This is a genomic window from Rhizobium sp. BK176 (genome assembly GCF_024808055.1).
On record NZ_JANUBV010000008.1, the window covers coordinates 196,050 to 214,077 of the forward strand.

The window sequence follows — 18,028 nt, forward strand, 5'->3', positions numbered from 1 at the left end:
GGATACGATGGGCCTCTCGACGCAGACCAATTTTGCTACTGCCTTGATAAACCCCGAGGCGCCTGTTCCTTCCGGGCTGATTGCATGGAATGGGCCGACGCCGGAGCGTCGCTTTGGCGTCTACCGCAACAATGTTGCCCTCGGTTTGATCGGTGCACTGGCCTCCCGCTTTCCAGTTGCGGAGAAGATCGTCGGTGCGGAATTCTTTGCCGCGATGGCGTCTGAGTTCATTCACCACTACCCGCCGCGTTCGCCGCTGCTTTTATCCTACGGAGATGAATTTCCCAAGTTCGTCGCCTCGTTCGAGCCAGCGACGGAAATCGCCTACCTGCCGGATGTTATTCGCCTTGAATTGGCGCGTAGTCGCGCCTACCACGCCGCCGACGCGGTCCCTTTGGATCCCAGCGTACTGGCCGCAATTGATCCGGAAAAGCTCGCAGGTCTCGTTTTTGAACCGCACCCATCCCTGTCGGTCCTACGCTCACCACATCCGGTGGTGACCATTTGGGCGATGAACGCCGGCGAGATCGAGCTCGGACCGATCGACGATTGGCAGGGCGAAGATGCCCTGGTCACCCGAGCGCATTTGAACGTCGAGGTCTGCCGGCTGCCGCCGGGTGGCGCCGCCTTCCTGGAGGCACTGGCAGCCGGCGTGTCGCTCGGCGGCTCGGTCGAGGCGGCTGTCGGCGGGGCCGCCGCATTCGACTTATCGACGAACCTCGCCGGCGCCTTGCGCGCGGGTGCATTTCGTTCCGTTCGCTAACCGACCTCTGGAGATGCAGCCATGCACAACGAAATGACGATGCCCCGCACACAGGGGCCGACACTGCCGCAGAAGTTCTATATTGGGCTGCGAGTGCTCGATCGAATTCCACATGATGTGATCGCCCTGATCTCTCGCCTGTCGATCGGTGCTGTGTTCTGGCAGTCCGGTGAGACCAAGGTCGATGGCTGGCACGTCACCGACAATGCGGTCTATCTGTTCGAGAACGAATATAAGTTGCCGCTCGTGGATCCCTGGATTGCCGCTCATCTGTCAGCTTTTGCGGAACACTTCTTCCCGTTCTTGCTGGTGATCGGCTTGGCGAGTCGCCTTTCCGCCCTTGCCCTGCTCGGCATGACCTTGGTGATCGAACTGTTCGTCTATCCCGATGCCTGGCCGACGCATGGCACCTGGGCGGTGTGCTTCCTCGTGATCATTGCCGGTGGGCCGGGGCGGATCTCGATCGACCACCTGATAGCACGCCATTTTGGCAACAACGCGCGATAGGCTCACCGGACCGGCTGGTAGTGTCCGCGCAGCGGCACCTGCGTGCCGACGCTTTCGACGCCGTCGCGATCGCAGACATAGACTAGGGTAGGTAACCCGCCGGTCCGGAAGATCTTGTTATACGAACGGCGGAGCGGACGCGTTTCCGTCCGGCAATTGTATTGCTCCTCGTCCTTCGGGTCCGGTTGGGCTTTGACGCCGGGCAGGTTTACGAAGGGATAGTCCGATTGAACGGGAGCCTCACCGGCGCGCCGCCAATCTGCAGCAAAGCTCGAGCCTGGCGCCAAGGTTGCGCCGACTGCCAAGGCGATCAACAACGCTCTCGCGAACGACATCTTGCCGGATCCAGATTCATTTCCTTCATCGAGATAGGCGCGGACACCGCGTGCATCAAGCGAGGGGCTCATTCTGCCGCCCGTCATCTCGAAAACGTGACCTCGTTCGGCCGTAGCGCTGCTACGGCGGGGATACGCGTCTTGACGGCGCAAGCGGAACGGAATTTCGTGCTGTCTGCCGTAAGTTGATCGCGACGGGAAGACGCCAGAGAGCCTGCAAGCCTATGACAGTTTCTCCCAGCAGATAGTTGCATGAATGAAGGCGCGGTACTCTATCCGTGACTTTCGCTTTGATCTAAGCAGGCCGGCCGATGGGCGCCGCGAGAGGACGGAACAGATGACGAGCTATGTATTGACGGTGACGTGCAAGTCGACGCGCGGGATCGTGGCGGCTATCGCCAACTACCTGGCGGATCAGGGTTGCAACATTATCGACTCGTCGCAATTCGACGACCTCGATACCGGAAAGTTCTTCACCCGCGTCAGCTTCATTTCCGAAGAGGGGGTCGGGCTTGCGGCGCTCAAGGAAGGGTTCAAGCCCGTCGCTGAGAAATTCGACATGGACACCGAAATCCATGATGGCGACAGTCGCATGAAGGTGCTCCTGATGGTGTCGCGCTTCGGCCACTGTTTGAACGACCTGCTCTACCGCTGGAAGATCGGCGCGCTGCCGATTGAGATCGTCGGCGTGGTCTCCAATCATTTCGACTATCAGAAGGTCGTGGTGAACCACGATATCCCCTTCCACCACATCAAGGTGACGAAGGAAAACAAGCCACAGGCGGAGGCTCAGCTCCTTGATCTCGTCGATCAAACCGGCACCGAACTGATCGTGCTCGCCCGCTACATGCAGGTTCTTTCCGATGCCATGTGCCGCAAGATGTCCGGCAGGATCATCAACATCCATCACTCGTTCCTGCCGAGCTTCAAGGGCGCCAACCCCTACAAGCAGGCCTATGAGCGCGGCGTGAAGCTGATTGGCGCCACGGCGCATTATGTCACCGCCGATCTCGACGAAGGTCCGATCATCGAGCAGGATACGGCCCGCATCACTCACGCTCAGAGTGCCGACGATTATGTCTCCATCGGCCGCGACGTCGAGAGCCAGGTGCTGGCCCGCGCTATTCATGCCCATATCCATCGTCGCGTCTTCCTGAACGGCAACCGCACCATCGTATTCCCTGCAAGCCCGGGCAGTTACGCCTCCGAGCGCATGGGCTGACAGTCGCGGCGGATTCGCCGTTATCGGCGGCGATCTCCCCGCTTGCCGGTGGCAAGGATTCGATTATCTGCTTAGTCTGCAAAATCGAATCATGCCGCGGGGGATGCCATGACTGACGAGACGCTTGCCTATCGCGCGACGTTGCCACGCCCAGACGTGACCGCCGCGGAAGCCGGCGACCTTCTCCAGTCGCGGTATGGCCTCTCAGGAACGCTCACCGAACTCGGCAGCCAGCAGGATCGCAACTATTGCCTGGATACCGGCGAGCGACGCTATGTCCTGAAGATTTGTCATGTAGCCTATGAGACTCTGGAGCTCGAAGCCCAGAATGCGGCCATCCATCACATCAGTTCGAAAGAGGGGGCGCCGCGCGTTCCGCATGTAATCCCCTCGACCGATGGACAGGACATCGTCGCGGTTACCGTCCGCGACCAGACATATCAGGTTCGGCTGCTGGAGTATCTCGAGGGCGAGGGGCTGACGCATCGCAAGCACCTACCGAAGGAGTCGGTTGCGGCACTTGGGGCGCTTTGCGCCCGTCTGGCACAATCGCTCGCCGATTTCACGCATCCAGGCCTCGATCGCAGCCTGCAATGGGACTTGCGCCGCGCCGGTCCGGTCGCCGTCCAGCTGCTGTCGGCGATTACCGACAGCACCGCCCGCGATCGCATCGCCAAGACGATGGTATCAGCCGTGCGGCGAATCCAGCCGCTGGCGCCGTCTCTGCGGTTGCAGGCCGTGCACCATGATGTGACCGGCGACAACGTCGTCAGCCACCGCGACAGCTACGGCCGTCTGGTTCCCGACGGCGTTATCGATTTCGGCGATATCATACGCGGCTGGCTGATCGGGGATCTCGCGGTGACTTGCGCCTCGCTGTTGCATCAGGCGGATGGCGACCCGCTCTATATTCTTCCGGCGGTGAAGGCATATCACGAGGTTTATCCTCTGACCGAGGAGGAGCTGCGCGCGCTCTGGCCGCTGGTCGTCGCCCGCGCTGTCATTCTCGTCGCGAGCGGCGAGCAGCAGATCTCGGTCGACCCCGAGAACGACTATGTTCGCCGCAATCTCGAGTTGGAGCGCCGCATTTTCGATACGGCGGTCTCCGCCCCCTACGAACTGATGGAGATTGCTGTCCTGAAGGCGGTTGGTATGAGCACGACCGTGCTTTCGACGGAAGGCTGGCGTCCACTCTTTCCTGATATCGATCCGGCGACAATTTCCTTCGTCGATCTCGGCGTTTCGAGCCCGCATTTCGCCGCGGGCAACTGGTCGCAAGCCGACATGGATTGGCGCCTGCTTGCCCGCGCTGCGGCCGAGACCGGTACGTCGGCAACGCGCTATGGCGAGTACCGGTTGTCGCGTTCCAAGCTTCGCAGCGCCACGCCGCCGGCGACTTACACATTGCATTCCGACATTTGCCTTGCTGGCGGTACCACGGTTTCCGCCCCCTTCGCCGGGAAGGTCAGCTGGAAGAATCACCATTTCGTTCTGGCAGGCGAGGGTATCAGCCTTCATCTCGACGGTATGGAGCCCACGATTGACGATGAGGCGGACGTGGAACCAGGTCAGCCCCTCGGTGCGATCTCCGGCGAAAGCGGATCTCTCGGCGGTCTGCGGGTACAGCTCTCCACTCTTGTGGGCACCGAGCCGCCGCTGTTTTGCGCTCCTCGGGAGGCGGCTGCCTGGTCGGAATTATGCCCGTCGCCGGCAGCACTTCTGGGAACCGGCGTCGATGCACCGAAGCCGGCGTCCACGGAATTGTTCGCTCTCCGCCAAGCTCATCTTGCAAAGCCGCAGAAGCACTACTATGAGGCGCCACCGCAAATGGAGCGCGGTTGGAAGGAGCATATGTTCGATGTCGAGGGGCGAGCCTACCTCGACATGCTCAACAACGTAACGATTCTCGGTCACGGCCACCCGCGCCTGGCCGAGGCGATCAGCGAGCAATGGTTGCGGCTGAACACCAATTCACGCTTCCACTATTCAGCCATCGCGGAATTTTCAGAGCGCCTTGCCTCTCTTGCCCCCGAAGGGCTGGACGCAGTCTTTCTCGTCAACAGTGGATCGGAGGCCAACGATCTCGCGTTGCGACTGGCGTGGGCGCATACGGGGTCCAGGCATGTGCTCAGCCTGCTCGAGGCCTATCACGGTTGGTCGGTTGCAAGCGACGCCGTATCCACGTCGATCGCCGATAATCCGCAGGCCCTGACGACGCGGCCCGACTGGGTACATGCCGTTCTGTCGCCAAATACCTATCGGGGTATGTTCCGCGGTTCTGAATCAGCCACCGGGTATTTGGAAGCGGTCGTTGAGGCCCTCGAGGGCATCGACACCAAAGGTGAGGGCTTGGCGGGCTTCATCGCCGAGCCGGTCTATGGGAATGCCGGGGGCATATCGCTGCCGGATGGCTACCTCGCCGCGGTTTACGGGCAGGTTCGAGCTCGCGGCGGCGTCTGCATCGCCGACGAAATACAGGTGGGGTATGGACGGCTTGGGCATCATTTCTGGGGTTTTGAACAGCAGGGTGTCGTGCCCGACATCATCACCATTGCCAAGGGCATGGGGGACGGGCATCCGCTCGGTGCCGTCATCACCACCAAGGCGATCGCCGGTTCGCTGGAGAAGGAAGGTTATTTCTTCTCTTCGGCTGGCGGCAGTCCGGTCAGTTGCGTCGCCGGTATGACCGTGCTGGATATCATGGCCGACGAAAAGCTGCAGGAGAACGCACGTGATGTCGGCGACTACCTCAAGGGTCGCCTTGTGGCGCTGATCGCAACCTATCCGCTCGTCGGCGCCGTGCATGGCATGGGGCTCTATCTTGGATTGGAACTGGTTCGCGACAGAACGACGCTGGAGCCGGCGACGGAAGAGACCGCGGCGATCTGCAATCGACTTCTCGATCTCGGCGTCCTGATGCAGCCGACCGGCGATCACCTGAACGTGTTGAAGATCAAGCCACCGCTTTGCCTGACGCCAGAAAGCGCAGATTTCTTCGTCGACATGCTGAAAAAGGTGCTTTCGGAAGGCTGGTAAAGGGCGGTCGCCCCGTTAACCATTTCGGTCATTTCAAGGCTTACGGCTTTTTAACCAAACGCCCATTGCCGGAATCAGTGATGCTTCCTATGTCTGCTCCGTGATCGAAAGAGAGCGTCAGGCTGTCACGCGAATTGCACAAAGACTTGATAGGGTTCTTGCAGTCAATTCGAGTATGATGGAATGAAATTTTCCGAATGGTCGATTTTTTGACATGTTTCGGAATATGTTTCTGACAGACTGCGAGATATAGTCTACAGAATAGATAGATTATAGCGCAGTCATCGCCGAGTCCCACCAACGGGGCCTCAAGCAAGCGCAACGCCAACGAAAGGAACGAGACATGAATGACATCAATACTCTCGCCGATTTCCTTGGGCGATTTGTGCTTGGCAATGACCGTCCGGGCGCCCTCTCCCGCCCGAACTGTCGAATGTGACCTTCGTCCACCTCTAACGGAATCAGACAAGTCAATTCGCCATCGCCAGCGCATACCGCGCGGCAGGAGTTCTACGCATGAAAAAAGAAGTAATCGAATACGCCGGCGTTCCCGTCGGGATCGTCATCCCGGATGAGAACCGGTTGAAGTTCATCGCAGTGAAGTACCACGTTCACGACCTGGACGAGCAGCATTTCAGCTCGCCGGCGGAGGTGAAGCTTGCGATCCATGATCTGATGACCCGCCGTGACCCGAAGCCGATCCATGCCTGAGCGCATGAGACACGGCCGATCCAGCCCTGACAGATTTGAGACCGGTCTTGCCCAAAGGTGAGGCCGGTCTTGTGTTTTGACCGCTGTTGCGGTCCTATCGCGCGCTCCTGTTCAAACGAGGATGGCGCGCTTGCTCAATCTGATCACCGACATTGAAGGCGTTTCCGTCGGGCACGCGACCGACCTGAAGCTCGGTTCGGGCGTGACCGCCATCGTGTTCGACGAACCGGCCACTGCATCCGGCGTGGTATTGGGCGGCGCCCCCGGCGGTCGTGACACGAGCCTTCTCGATCCCTCGATGACGGTCGGCGCGGTGGATGCCTTCGTGCTTTCCGGCGGCTCGGCCTTTGGGCTGGATGCGGGAGGTGGTGTACAGGCTGGGCTCCGCGAGGCCGGTCGCGGCTTTCCGGTCGGCGATGTGAAGGTACCAATCGTTCCCCAGGCAATTCTCATGGATCTGCTGAACGGTGGCGACAAGGACTGGGGTCTGCAGTCGCCCTATCGCGACATGGGCTACCAAGCCTTCAAGGCGGCGGCGAAAGGGCACATTGCCCTCGGGACAGTCGGCGCGGGCGCGGGAGCGACGACCGCCACGTTCAAAGGCGGGCTCGGCTCGGCCAGCGCGGAGACCGGCACCGGATTGAAGATCGCAGCGATCGTTGCCGTCAACGCACTCGGCTCGGCGACGGTGGGCGAGGGGCCGCATTTCTGGGCGGCGCCGTTCGAACTGAACGGGGAATTTGGCGGCCTCGGATTGCCGTCACCGATCTCTGAAGCCGACACCCGCCTGCGGCTGAAAGGCGTGAACATCACCGCGACAACAATCGGCGCCATTGTCACGGATGCCGAGCTGACTAAGCAAGAGGCGCACCGGCTGGCGATCATGGCGCATGACGGTTTCGCGCGCGCCTTGCTGCCAGCTCACCTGCCGCTTGATGGCGACACTGTTTTTGCTGCTTCCACCGGCAAAAAGCCACGGCCGGACTTTCCCGCCTTTCTGGAACTCTGCCATCTCGCGACCATCGTGATGGCGCGCGCCATCGCGCGTGGCATCTACGAGGCCACCGCACTTCCGGTTGCCGGCGCGCAGCAGGCTTGGCGAGATCGCTACCCCGATCGCGCGAGATAGCCTAAAGAATAGGCTATGCCGAGAACACATGCTCGCCATTGTGTGTGCACTCCGACAATGACACCTTAGCAGCAAAAGGCCATCGCCATCGCGGCGGCCAGACAAGGGAACAGAATGAAGAAGGTTTCGCTCGTGCCGTCGGCGCAGCTGGTTAGGCGACTTTATTTTGGCGCGGCCGTGTCGGCCGGTCTGGTTGCGCTGGGGCTTACCCCGGCGGAGGCCGCCAAGACCAATCTGACCCTTGGTATGACTGTCGAACCGACTGGTCTCGACCCGACGATCGCAGCGCCTGTCGCGATCGGCCAGGTCACTTGGCAGAACGTTTTTGAAGGCCTGGTGGCAATTGACGAGTCCGGCAAGATCCAGCCCCAGCTCGCCAGGAGCTGGGAGATTTCCCCCGATGGTCTCAGCTATACGTTCAAGCTTCAGAGTGGAGTCAAATTCCACGACGGCGAGGCTTTCGATTCGGCAGCAGCAAAATTTGCGCTGGATCGCGCTCGCGGCGCTGACTCGGTAAATCCGCAAAAACGCTTCTTCGCCTCGATCGCATCCATCGAGACACCCGACCCGGAAACGCTCGTCCTGCATCTCTCCGCGCCTACAGGCAGCCTCCTCTATTGGCTGGGTTGGCCAGCCTCGGTGATGGTCGGCCCGAAGTCTGCCGCAGCGGACAAGACGACGCCCGTCGGGACCGGCCCGTTCAAGTTCGTGAACTGGGCAAAGGGCGACAAGGTCGAACTCGAGAAGAACGCCAATTATTGGAACAAGGACGTCGCGGTAAAGCTCGACAAGGTGACCTTCCGCTTCATTGCCGACCCTCAGGCGCAAGCCGCCGCGTTGAAGGCGGGCGATGTCGATGCCATTCCGGAGTTCGCGGCGCCGGAGCTGATGAGTTCATTTGACGATGATGCAAGGCTTGCGACCAAGATCGGCAACACCGAGCTGAAAGTTGTTGCCGGCATGAACAACGCCAAGAAGCCCTTCGACGACAAGCGCGTACGCCAGGCGCTGATGATGGCAATCGATCGGAAGACTGTCGTCGACGGGGCTTGGTCAGGACTCGGCACTCCGATCGGCAGCCACTATACGCCGAACGACCCGGGCTACGTCGATCTTACCGGCGTCCTGCCCTACGACCCCGAGAAGGCCAAGGCTTTGCTTGCCGAAGCCGGCTATCCCAATGGTTTCACGTTCACGATCAAGTCGCCGCAAATGGCCTATGCGCCGCGAAGTGCTGAGGTCATGCAGGCGATGCTCGCCGAAGTCGGCGTGACGATGAACATTGAGCCGACCGAATTCCCGGCCAAGTGGGTGCAGGATGTGATGAAGGATCGCGCCTATGAGATGACCATCGTCGCCCACGCCGAACCGCTCGACATCGACATCTACGCCCGTGATCCGTACTACTTCAACTACAAGAATCCGGCTTTCAACGATCTGATGAAGAAGGTGCAGGAGACCTCGGATCCCGCTGCACAAGCGAAGGTCTATGGTGAAGCTCAGAAGATTCTGGCCGATGATGTGCCGGCGCTCTATCTCTTCGTCATGCCCAAGCTCGGCGTCTGGGACAAGAAGCTGAAGGGCCTCTGGGAGAACGAGCCCATTCCCTCCAATGTTCTCGCCAACGTCTCTTGGGAAGACTGATTGCGGATGAATGACATGGCGAGGCGGCAAACAGAACCGGACCTGACATGGTAACGCTTTTGTCGCGTCGCGTCGTTGGTCTGATCGTCACGCTTGCTATCGTTTCCCTCCTCATCTTCGTCGTGACGGACCTGCTGCCGGGCGATCCCGCCTCCATTATGCTCGGAACGTCGGCCTCGCCGGAAACGCTCGCGACTCTTCGCCACGAGCTCGGCCTCGATCAGCCGCTCCTGTGGCGCTATGGCGAGTGGCTCGCCGGCGTATTCCGGGGCAATCTCGGCCAATCCTATACCTATGGTGTCCCGGTTGCTGGCCTGATCCTCGAGAGGTTGGCAGTTACGCTACCTCTTGCGCTGATCGCAATCGCGCTCTCCATTGCCATCGCCATCCCTTTGGGCGCTCTTGCGGCAGCGCATCGAGGCGGCGTGCCGGACGCCGTCGCTTCGATCTTCTCGCAGCTTGGCATCGCGGTTCCGGGATTCTGGGTGGCGCTGTTGCTGATCATGCTTTTTTCGACGGCACTCGGCTGGATGCCGGCTGGAGGATTTCCGGGATGGAGTTCCGGCACGTGGCCCGCTCTCAAGGCGCTCGTGATGCCCGCAATAGCACTTGCCTTGCCGCAAGCCGCCGTCCTGACCCGCGTCACGCGTTCTGCCGTTCTGGAAACCCTGCATGAGGACTTCACCCGAACGGCGCTTGCCAAGGGACTGTCGAAGCGTCGGGTCCTGTGGCGCCACGCGGTGCCGAACGCGCTCGTTCCTGTTTTGACAATCCTCGGCCTGCAGTTCACCTTCCTGGTCGCCGGCGCGGTTCTTGTGGAAAACGTCTTCAACCTCCCGGGCCTCGGCCGGCTTGCCTATCAGGCGCTATCGCAGCGCGACATCATCGTCATGCAGGATGTCGTGTTGTTCTTTGCCGGGCTCGTCATCGTCATGAACTTCGTCGTCGATCTCTCCTATCTTGCGATCGACCCGCGCTTGCGGAAAGGCATTTGACATGGCGCCGCTCGTATCAAGTCATACGGTTGTTCAGCGGCGGCGATTCAACGTTAGCCGGAGAATAAATTTGGTGGCCGGCGGTGGCATCGTTGCCGTTCTCATTGCCGTCGCGCTCCTGTCGCTGCTCTGGACGCCAATGCCGCCAGCGAAGATGCAGATCATTCACAAGCTGCAGCCGCCCTTGACATCAGGTGTTCTCGGCACCGACCACTTTGGCCGAGATGTTCTGTCGATGATGATGGTCGGCTGCTGGAACTCGCTTTCGATCGCCATCACCGCCGTGGCAATCGGGGGTACGATCGGTTCGATCGGGGGCATTTCGGCCGCTGCCTTGCGGGGAGCCTTCGAGGCACTGCTGATGCGTGCCTGCGATGTCGTCTTCGCGCTGCCGCCGATCCTCTCGGCGATGATGCTGGGCGCCTTTCTCGGTCCGGGCCGGCTTACCGCCATCATCGCCATTGCAACCTTCATGGTTCCCGTCTTTGCGCGTATCACGATGGCAACAGCCCTGCAGGCCTGGAGCCGGGACTATGTGCTCGCGGCCCGTGCCATCGGAAATAGCCGCTTCACGATCTCGGTCCGCCATGTGCTGCCGAACATCATGAGCCAGATCATCGTTCAGGTAACGATTCAACTTGGGTTGGCCGTGCTGACCGAAGCCGGTCTCAGTTTTCTCGGTCTCGGCATCGCGCCGCCTGCGCCGACATGGGGCCGCATGCTCGCGGATGCACAGACCTACCTTGGACTTGCGCCGTGGCTGGCGATCCTTCCGGGGCTCGCTATCGCGCTCTGCGTCTTCGGCTTCAACATGTTGGGTGACGGCCTGCGCGACATGCTCGACCCGCGCGAGGTGCGCCGCCGTTAGTCTTTGAAACCTCATAGTCCCGGATGATAGTGCCATGTCCGAAACCGATTTGACGATCCGCGAATTGAGACAGCGCTTCGCTGATCGAAGCCTGTCCCCGCTCGAATACTGGCTGGCATTGGAACGGCACATCGAGGCCTGGGAGCCCGCTATTTGTGCCCTTTACGCCTACGATCCAGAGGCGGCGCGCCAGCAGGCGAAAGCGTCCACCGATCGCTGGACTAAGGGTGCGACGCTTGGCGTGCTCGATGGTATTCCGGCGACGCTGAAGGAGCTCATCGCAACCAAGGGACAGCCGGTGCCGCTCGGGACCAGGGCCATGGACTTGGTGCCAGCGGCGGAGGATGCCCCTGCGGCTGCAAGGCTGCTCGAAGACGGCGCGGTGCTGTTTGCGAAGACGACCTGCCCGGATTACGGGATGCTCTCCTCGGGACTTTCGAGCTTCCATCGCTTGAGCCGAAATCCCTGGGATACCTCACAAAATCCCGGAGGCTCGAGCGCCGGCGCATCCGCAGCGGCGGCTGCCGGTTACGGACCCCTGCATGTCGGCACAGACATCGGCGGCTCTGTGCGGCTGCCGGCAGGCTGGACCGGGATCTTCGGTTTCAAGCCGAGCCACGGTCGCATCCCGATCGATCCGTTCTATGTCGGTCGCTGCGCTGGACCGATGACGCGGACCGTCGAAGATGCCGCCTATGCGATGGCAACGCTTTCGCGCCCGGATTGGCGGGACGGGACCAGCCTGCCGCCGAACGATTTCGATTGGATGGACCTTGATATCGACGTCCGCGGCCTAAGGATCGGGTTGATGCTCGACGCCGGATGTGGCCTTGCCGTGGACGACGAGGTGCGCGCGGGGGTTGAGGCCGCTGCGCAGAGATTCGAAGATGCGGGTGCGATTGTCATTCCCGTTCAGCCCGTCCTGACGCGGGAGATGCTGGACGGGCTGGACGCCTTCTGGCGCTCCCGCTTTTGGGCCGATATCGAGACCTTGAGCTCAGAGCGGCGGAGCAGGATATTGCCCTATGTCTACGCCTGGGCAGAAGGCGGCGCCTCGATCAGCGGCGCCGGCGCCGTCAGGGGCTTCAATCAGACGATTGAGATGCGCAAGAGTTGCGGCAGGCTGTTCACCAAGGTCGACGCTGTGATTTCGCCGACCAATCCCATCGTCTCCTATCCCGCCGATTGGGCTTCGCCGACAAACGATCCGGCGCGGCCTTTTGAGCACATCTGCTTTACGGTGCCGTGGAATATGTCGGAGCAGCCTGCCTCGTCGATCAACTGCGGATTCTCGCGATCGGGAATGCCGATCGGTCTGCAGATTGTCGGTCCGCGCTTCGACGATATGCGTGTCCTCAGACTATCGAAGGCTTTCGAGACTTGGACAGGCGGGGTGGGGTCATGGCCGCAGCCGCCGGTCAGATGACCAGGCGGCGGTAACCCGTCGGCTGCTCGTACAGCCAGCCGATGCGCTTTACGGCATCCTCGAAGTTTTCGCGTGCAACCGTCATCGTATGGCCATTGGCATGAATGATCGTTTCCGGATCTTCCAGAACGGCGACGTGACCCTTCCAGAAAACGAAATCGCCTCGCCGTAGTTCGGACCGGTCGATCGGTTCGCCGAGGGTCGCGGATTGCATGTCGGTGTCGCGTTGTGCGCTTCGCCCTGTCATCAGCATCGAAAGCTGCACAAGACCAGAGCAGTCGATGCCAAGGCCGGAGCGGCCGCCCCAGAGATAGGGGGTCTCCAGAAACCGGGTCGCGACATCCACATAGTCCCCGCCGTCGCCAGCCCCGATCGGTTGCACGTGCTTGGCAAAGATTGCCGTCCCGTCTTCAAGCATCGCATAGCGGTTGCCGCGCGTTTCGGTCTCCCCGACGATCCGGACCCTGCTGCCCATGGACAGGATGCTTTTGTAGGGTTTGCGCAGCTCGGCCTCGAGATAGAGAAATGTCCGCTGAACTGTGACGACGTGCGTGGGCTCAGCGAGCCGATCCGAAAGGGCTGTTTCCGGCAGGTAGCCGACATAGCCGTCCGAGGCGGCCTTGACCCAGCACCAGCCGTCCGCACGGTCGAACACGGTGACGTCCTCGCCGAAGAGCAGTTCGGTGTCGATTCCCTTTGCGATATCCGGCGCGGGCCTCAATCCGATGACCGGCACTGCGATGCGGGCTGGCGCACCGGCAACGAAGCGCAGGGCTTCCACTCGTCCTTCGAGCCCAGCCTCGGCGAGGTCCGGCCGGTAGGCATGCAGGCGGCGATCAAGCATCGTCATTCTATCCCTTTCATGGCGTCAGGCGACGACCCTTGTCGCGCACGAGATCGCCAAGCTTTTCCAGATAAAGCGCGCCTCCAACGGTGCGCTTTATCACCACGTTGCGCCGGTCGCGTTCGTCGCGCACGCGGTCGACCAGACCCATCTCGCCCATCGTGTCTAGCGCGCGGGTTATCACCGGCTTGGTCACATTGAGCGTCGCCGCCAGGCCACGCACGGTATGCGGCGGCGGCACCAGATAGATATGCAGCAGGATCGCCATCTGGCGCAATGTCAAATCGCGATTGTCGAGCCTGACCTGATCGAGCGTCACGCCATGCCACAAGCCGAGTGCCTGCGAGGCCGTCAGTTCGAGCGGCATGGGTCCTCCGGAAATTCGTTGCGCCCGCGTTCCATTTTCCGGCAGCTCACCGCGCGACGCAACGGGGCGTCAGATTTTGCCGCCCGTCACGGTGAATAAAATTTTAACGATCGCCGCCTAGCGCACGCTCTGCCGGATGTGATGGTAGAGCGCGCGAATGGCCTGCGCCTCGCCGCCGCCCGGAGAGTGGGGGCGCTCCGAAGGCGCCCAGCCATAGATATCGAAATGTGCCCAGCTCGTGGTGTTGGAGACGAAGCGCTTGAGGAACAAAGCCGCGGTGATGGCACCGGCCATTCCGCCCGCCGGCGCGTTCGTGATATCGGCGAATTTCGCGCGGATGTCCTTTTCGTAGCCGGCATAGAGAGGCAATCGCCACAGCGGGTCGTCGGTCTCAAGGCTTGCCTCGGTCAAATCCTGGGCAAGTTCGGCGTCATCGGTAAAGAAGGGTGGCAGGTCGGGACCGAGCGCGACGCGGGCCGCACCCGTCAGCGTCGCCATGTCGATCATGAGGTCAGGCGCATCCTCGTCCGCATAGGCAAGCGCATCTGCCAGGATCAAACGGCCCTCTGCGTCGGTGTTGTCGATCTGGACAGTCAGCCCCTTGCGGCTCCGGTAGATGTCGCCCGGACGGAAGGCGTTCGACGAGATCGAATTTTCGACGACGGGGATGATGACGCGCAGATCGACCTTGAGCTTGGCGTCCATGATCATCAGGGCGAGGCCCATGACGTTTGCGGCGCCGCCCATGTCCTTCTTCATCAGCAGCATCGAGGATGCCGGCTTGATGTCGAGACCACCGGTGTCGAAGCAAACGCCCTTGCCGACCAGCGTGATCTTGCGATGACCCTTCTTGCCCCAGCGCATTTCGAGCAGGCGCGGCGCATCCGCACTGGCGCGACCGACAGTGTGGACCAGCGGGAAGTTTTGCCTGAGATCGTCACCGCTGACGACGTTGATCTCCGCCTTGTAATGGGCGGCCAGGCCACGGAATGCCGCTTCCAGCTCGTTCGGCCCCATGTCGTTGGTCGGCGTATTGATCAGGTCGCGGGCTAGGAAGACGCCGGCCAGCTGCCGCTTGATATCCGAGCCATCGGCATCCCGCGGGATCATCAGCGTGGGGCCTGCATTCTTTTCCGATTTGTAGCGGTCGTAGCGATAGCTGCCGAGGCCGAAGCCGAGCGACAGGCGGTTGGCCGTCAGCGGCGCCGTTTCGATGTGCCAGTCGCCGGCCGGCAACGTGCGCGCAAGCTTACCGGTGATGTAGGGGTGCTCGGAGGGATTGGTGCCGAGCCCGAACAGCGCGCCGCCGAGATGACCGTCTTCTGTCGGAATGAGCAGCAGCGAGCCACTCTCGGCCTTGTAGCCCGCCTTCTTCGCCCAATCGAGTGCGATCGGATCGATCGTGCCGGTTTCGATGTGCGCCGGGGTGACGGCAAAGATCGGCAGGGTTGAGCCGCCCTTGGTGTTGAACGGGGTCGGTCTCTCGATGAACTGATAGGGGGCCATGTGTATCCTTAGGGGCGTCCGGGAATCGCATCTTAACGGTCTGTTAGGGTTAACAGACTATTGCTGGAGTGAAGATTGCGTCAAAACCTTTCCCTGTTCCGTTTTGAGGTCAGACGCCGATTTCGGATCTCAGGGACGCACGATGCCTGCTTCGGCCAATAGTTTTCTCAAAACCCGGATTTTTCAGGGCGTCGCGACCGCGCTCGTCGTGCTGGCGCTGGCCGGCTGCACGACGACCAAGGACCGGATGACGACGGGATCGATACCGACACTCACCAAGCCGGTAGAAGCGATGAACGAAGCCGAGCTGCGCGGCTCGACCGAGCGCGTCGGGCAGGCCTATGAAAAGAACCCGCGCGATGCCGTCAACGGTGTGAACTACGCGAACCTCCTGCGCATGCAAGGCCGCGACGTTCAGGCTCTTGCTGTCATGCAACAGGTTGCCATTTCCAACCCGACCGATCGTACCGTGCTGGCGGCTTATGGAAAGGCTCAGGCTGCGGCCGGTCAATTGCAGCAGGCGCTTGATACGATTGGCCGCGCGCAGACCCCGGACCGTCCGGACTGGAAGCTGACATCGGCGGAAGGCGCGATCCTCGATCAGCTCGGCCGCCCCACCGAAGCACGTCAGCGCTATCGCGAAGCCCTCGATATCCAACCCGGCGAGGCATCGATCTTGTCCAACCTCGGTATGTCCTATGTGCTGACGGGCGACCTCAGGACAGCGGAGACTTATCTGCACCAGGCCGCGGGGCAGCCTACTGCTGATAGCAGGGTCCGCCAGAATCTGGCGCTCGTCGTCGGCCTCCAGGGCCGCTTCCCCGAGGCGGAAAAGATTGCGCGCGGAGAGCTTTCGCAAGAACAGGCAGATGCCAACGTGGCCTATCTGCGCTCGATGCTGTCGCAGCAGAATTCTTGGCAAAAGCTTGCCGCCAAGGACAATAGCAGCTCAGCCACGAGCACGAACTGACATCAGCGACCGGCCAGCCCCGAGGTCACGAGTTGCACGCCGAGACCGGCCATGACCGTTCCGGCAAGACGATCGATCCATGTTTTGGCCGCCAGATATAGCCGCCTCGGATGCCTTGCCGAGAATGCGAGCGCCACCACCGCATACCAACCGGCCTCAACGGCGAAAACGCCAACTGGCACTGAGAAAATCAACCCGAGCGGAACGGTCCTCGGCAGCAAGGCAGCAAAGATACTTGCATAGACGACGATCGTCTTTGGGTTGCTGAGCTGCGTCAGGAGGGCGGTGGCGAAGCTTCGGGCGAGCGCCCGGTTATCGCTTCCCGCATCGCCGATACGGATCGGCTCGCGTGCGCCACGCCAGATTCTAACGGCGATGTAGACCAGATAGGCGCCGCCAGCCACCTTCAGGGCCAGATAAAGCCATTCGAATTGTGCAAGCAGCGCCGTCAACCCGGCCAGCGCCAAGACACTGAAGGCAACGCCGCCAATTCCCATGCCAAGCGCGGCCGCAAGTCCGTCCAGACGTGAACGCGACATCGCAATCCGTGAAACGAGGACAAAACTCGGGCCGGGGCTCATCGCCCCGATGGATAGGGCTGCGATGATGCTCAAAAAGATGCTTGCGGACGACATCGCTCGCTCCTGCTCGCTCACGGAGAGATGCCGCTGAACCTAAGCTCAACGCCGCGGGATGGCCAGTCTCGAAAACTTAGAAACTGTCCGCCACCTTGATACCGGCGGGGCCGAGGATGACGGCGACGAGAACCGGCAGGAAGAACAGGATCATCGGCACGGTCAGCTTCGGCGGCAAAGCTGCGGCCTTTTTCTCGGCCTCGTTCATGCGTTCGTCGCGACCCTCCTGCGCAAGGACGCGCAGTGCCTGTGAAATCGGCGTGCCATAGCGATCCGCCTGGATGAGGGCCTGGGTGACCGACTGCACCAACGGAATCTGCGTGCGCAGGCCGAGGTTCTCAAGCGCAACGCGCCGATCGGGAAGGAAGGAAAGCTCGGCCGTCGTCAGAATCATTTCCTCCGCCAGCGGTGGCGAGGCTTCGCCGAGTTCTTCCGATACACGACGCATGGCTGCCTCGATCGAAATACCCGACTCGACGCAGATCAGCATGAGGTCGAGCGCATCCGGCCAGGCCCGCTTGATCGAATGCTGACGCTTCCCCATCCGATTGGATATGAAGATGTTCGGGGCGTAGAAGCCCGCATAGGCGACCCCCAACGTCACCAGGAAACGCATCATCGTTGGCTTGTCGGCGAGATTGTTGAGACCGAACACCCAGAAGATTGCGAGGCCGAAGAACAGGAACGGCAGCAGAAATCGCGCCACAAGGAACATGTTCAGCGCATTTTCCGAGCGGTAACCGGCCGCGCGCAGCTTGTTCATGGTGTTTTCGTCGACCAGCGCCTCGCGGAGGTTGAACCTCTCCACGATCTGCCGAACCGAATGGTTGTTCTGGTTGCGAAGCGTGGCCTTTCCCGACGAATCGGCATTCATGCGCGCGCGTTCGCGGGCGCGGATCTGCTCGCGCTCGGTCGACACGGCCTTCATGCGCTTGCTGAGGTCACCGCGCTCGAAAAACGGAACAGCAATCGTGTACAGGCTGGCGAACACTGCGATCGCCACCAGCACTGCGATCAGCATGGAAGGGTCAGTCAGTGTGGTCGCGAGATCAGATGACATCGCCCGTCTC

Annotated in this window: 17 protein-coding genes; 11 read left to right on the forward strand and 6 right to left on the reverse strand. The window is 61.3% G+C overall.

Going from position 1 to position 18,028, the window contains the following annotated elements; translation table 11 throughout:
- The first annotated feature begins 7 nt into the window (after window positions 1-7).
- Window positions 8-763, forward strand: a complete 756-nt coding sequence (locus tag FHT76_RS23345) for a DUF2063 domain-containing protein (protein ID WP_183863322.1) — start codon at window positions 8-10, stop codon at window positions 761-763.
- A gap of 21 nt (window positions 764-784) precedes the next feature.
- Window positions 785-1,270, forward strand: coding sequence for a DoxX family protein (locus FHT76_RS23350; RefSeq protein WP_183863324.1), 486 nt, complete (start codon window positions 785-787; stop codon window positions 1,268-1,270).
- A gap of 2 nt (window positions 1,271-1,272) precedes the next feature.
- Here the strand turns inward: FHT76_RS23350 and FHT76_RS23355 are convergent, their stop codons facing one another.
- Entirely contained in the window at window positions 1,273-1,605 is a 333-nt protein-coding gene (locus tag FHT76_RS23355) for a hypothetical protein (RefSeq protein ID WP_183863544.1), read from the reverse strand.
- A gap of 337 nt (window positions 1,606-1,942) precedes the next feature.
- Between FHT76_RS23355 and purU the strand changes: the two genes are divergently transcribed.
- From purU to FHT76_RS23395, 8 genes are all read left to right on the forward strand, one after another.
- Window positions 1,943-2,827, forward strand: coding sequence for a formyltetrahydrofolate deformylase (purU, locus tag FHT76_RS23360; RefSeq protein ID WP_183753683.1), 885 nt, complete (start codon window positions 1,943-1,945; stop codon window positions 2,825-2,827).
- 108 nt (window positions 2,828-2,935) lie between these two features.
- Complete coding sequence (locus tag FHT76_RS23365) at window positions 2,936-5,863, forward strand: aminotransferase (RefSeq protein ID WP_259185914.1); 2,928 nt, start codon at window positions 2,936-2,938, stop codon at window positions 5,861-5,863.
- 516 nt (window positions 5,864-6,379) lie between these two features.
- Window positions 6,380-6,574, forward strand: a complete 195-nt coding sequence (locus FHT76_RS23370; protein WP_016552281.1) for a hypothetical protein — start codon at window positions 6,380-6,382, stop codon at window positions 6,572-6,574.
- 121 nt (window positions 6,575-6,695) lie between these two features.
- Window positions 6,696-7,703: a P1 family peptidase gene (locus FHT76_RS23375; RefSeq protein WP_183863328.1), complete on the forward strand. Its 1,008-nt coding sequence runs from the start codon at window positions 6,696-6,698 to the stop codon at window positions 7,701-7,703.
- Window positions 7,704-7,817: 114 nt separating this feature from the next.
- Window positions 7,818-9,347, forward strand: a complete 1,530-nt coding sequence (locus FHT76_RS23380) for an ABC transporter substrate-binding protein (protein WP_183863330.1) — start codon at window positions 7,818-7,820, stop codon at window positions 9,345-9,347.
- A 47-nt stretch (window positions 9,348-9,394) separates the two neighbouring features.
- The gene (locus FHT76_RS23385; protein WP_183863332.1) at window positions 9,395-10,342 is read left to right on the forward strand and encodes an ABC transporter permease; all 948 of its coding nucleotides are present in this window, start codon (window positions 9,395-9,397) and stop codon (window positions 10,340-10,342) included.
- Window position 10,343: 1 nt separating this feature from the next.
- A complete protein-coding gene (locus FHT76_RS23390) occupies window positions 10,344-11,210 on the forward strand; it encodes an ABC transporter permease (protein ID WP_183863334.1) in 867 nt (288 codons plus the stop codon).
- A 34-nt stretch (window positions 11,211-11,244) separates the two neighbouring features.
- Complete coding sequence (locus FHT76_RS23395; RefSeq protein WP_183863336.1) at window positions 11,245-12,636, forward strand: amidase; 1,392 nt, start codon at window positions 11,245-11,247, stop codon at window positions 12,634-12,636.
- Here the strand turns inward: FHT76_RS23395 and FHT76_RS23400 are convergent.
- The 3 genes from FHT76_RS23400 to FHT76_RS23410 form a co-directional block, all read right to left on the reverse strand.
- Complete coding sequence (locus tag FHT76_RS23400) at window positions 12,629-13,486, reverse strand: NlpC/P60 family protein (protein WP_183863338.1); 858 nt, start codon at window positions 13,484-13,486, stop codon at window positions 12,629-12,631. The two genes, FHT76_RS23395 and FHT76_RS23400, sit on opposite strands and share 8 nt — an antisense overlap.
- 10 nt (window positions 13,487-13,496) lie before the next feature.
- The gene (locus tag FHT76_RS23405) at window positions 13,497-13,847 is read right to left on the reverse strand and encodes a MarR family transcriptional regulator (protein ID WP_114710673.1); all 351 of its coding nucleotides are present in this window, start codon (window positions 13,845-13,847) and stop codon (window positions 13,497-13,499) included.
- Window positions 13,848-13,964: 117 nt separating this feature from the next.
- Complete coding sequence (locus FHT76_RS23410) at window positions 13,965-15,353, reverse strand: M17 family metallopeptidase (protein ID WP_259126363.1); 1,389 nt, start codon at window positions 15,351-15,353, stop codon at window positions 13,965-13,967.
- Between the two features lie 142 nt (window positions 15,354-15,495).
- On the opposite strand from FHT76_RS23410, the gene FHT76_RS23415 reads away from it, so the two are divergent.
- Window positions 15,496-16,323 carry a tetratricopeptide repeat protein gene (locus FHT76_RS23415; protein WP_183753669.1) on the forward strand — a complete coding sequence of 276 codons (828 nt, stop codon included), beginning with the start codon at window positions 15,496-15,498 and terminating at the stop codon, window positions 16,321-16,323.
- Between the two features lie 2 nt (window positions 16,324-16,325).
- Here FHT76_RS23415 and FHT76_RS23420 read toward each other — a convergent pair whose 3' ends face one another.
- Both FHT76_RS23420 and FHT76_RS23425 read right to left on the reverse strand, forming a co-directional pair.
- Window positions 16,326-16,958: a LysE family translocator gene (locus FHT76_RS23420; RefSeq protein ID WP_183863339.1), complete on the reverse strand. Its 633-nt coding sequence runs from the start codon at window positions 16,956-16,958 to the stop codon at window positions 16,326-16,328.
- A gap of 76 nt (window positions 16,959-17,034) precedes the next feature.
- Window positions 17,035-18,018, reverse strand: a complete 984-nt coding sequence (locus tag FHT76_RS23425; protein WP_183753665.1) for a type II secretion system F family protein — start codon at window positions 18,016-18,018, stop codon at window positions 17,035-17,037.
- Between the last annotated feature and the right edge of the window lie 10 nt (window positions 18,019-18,028).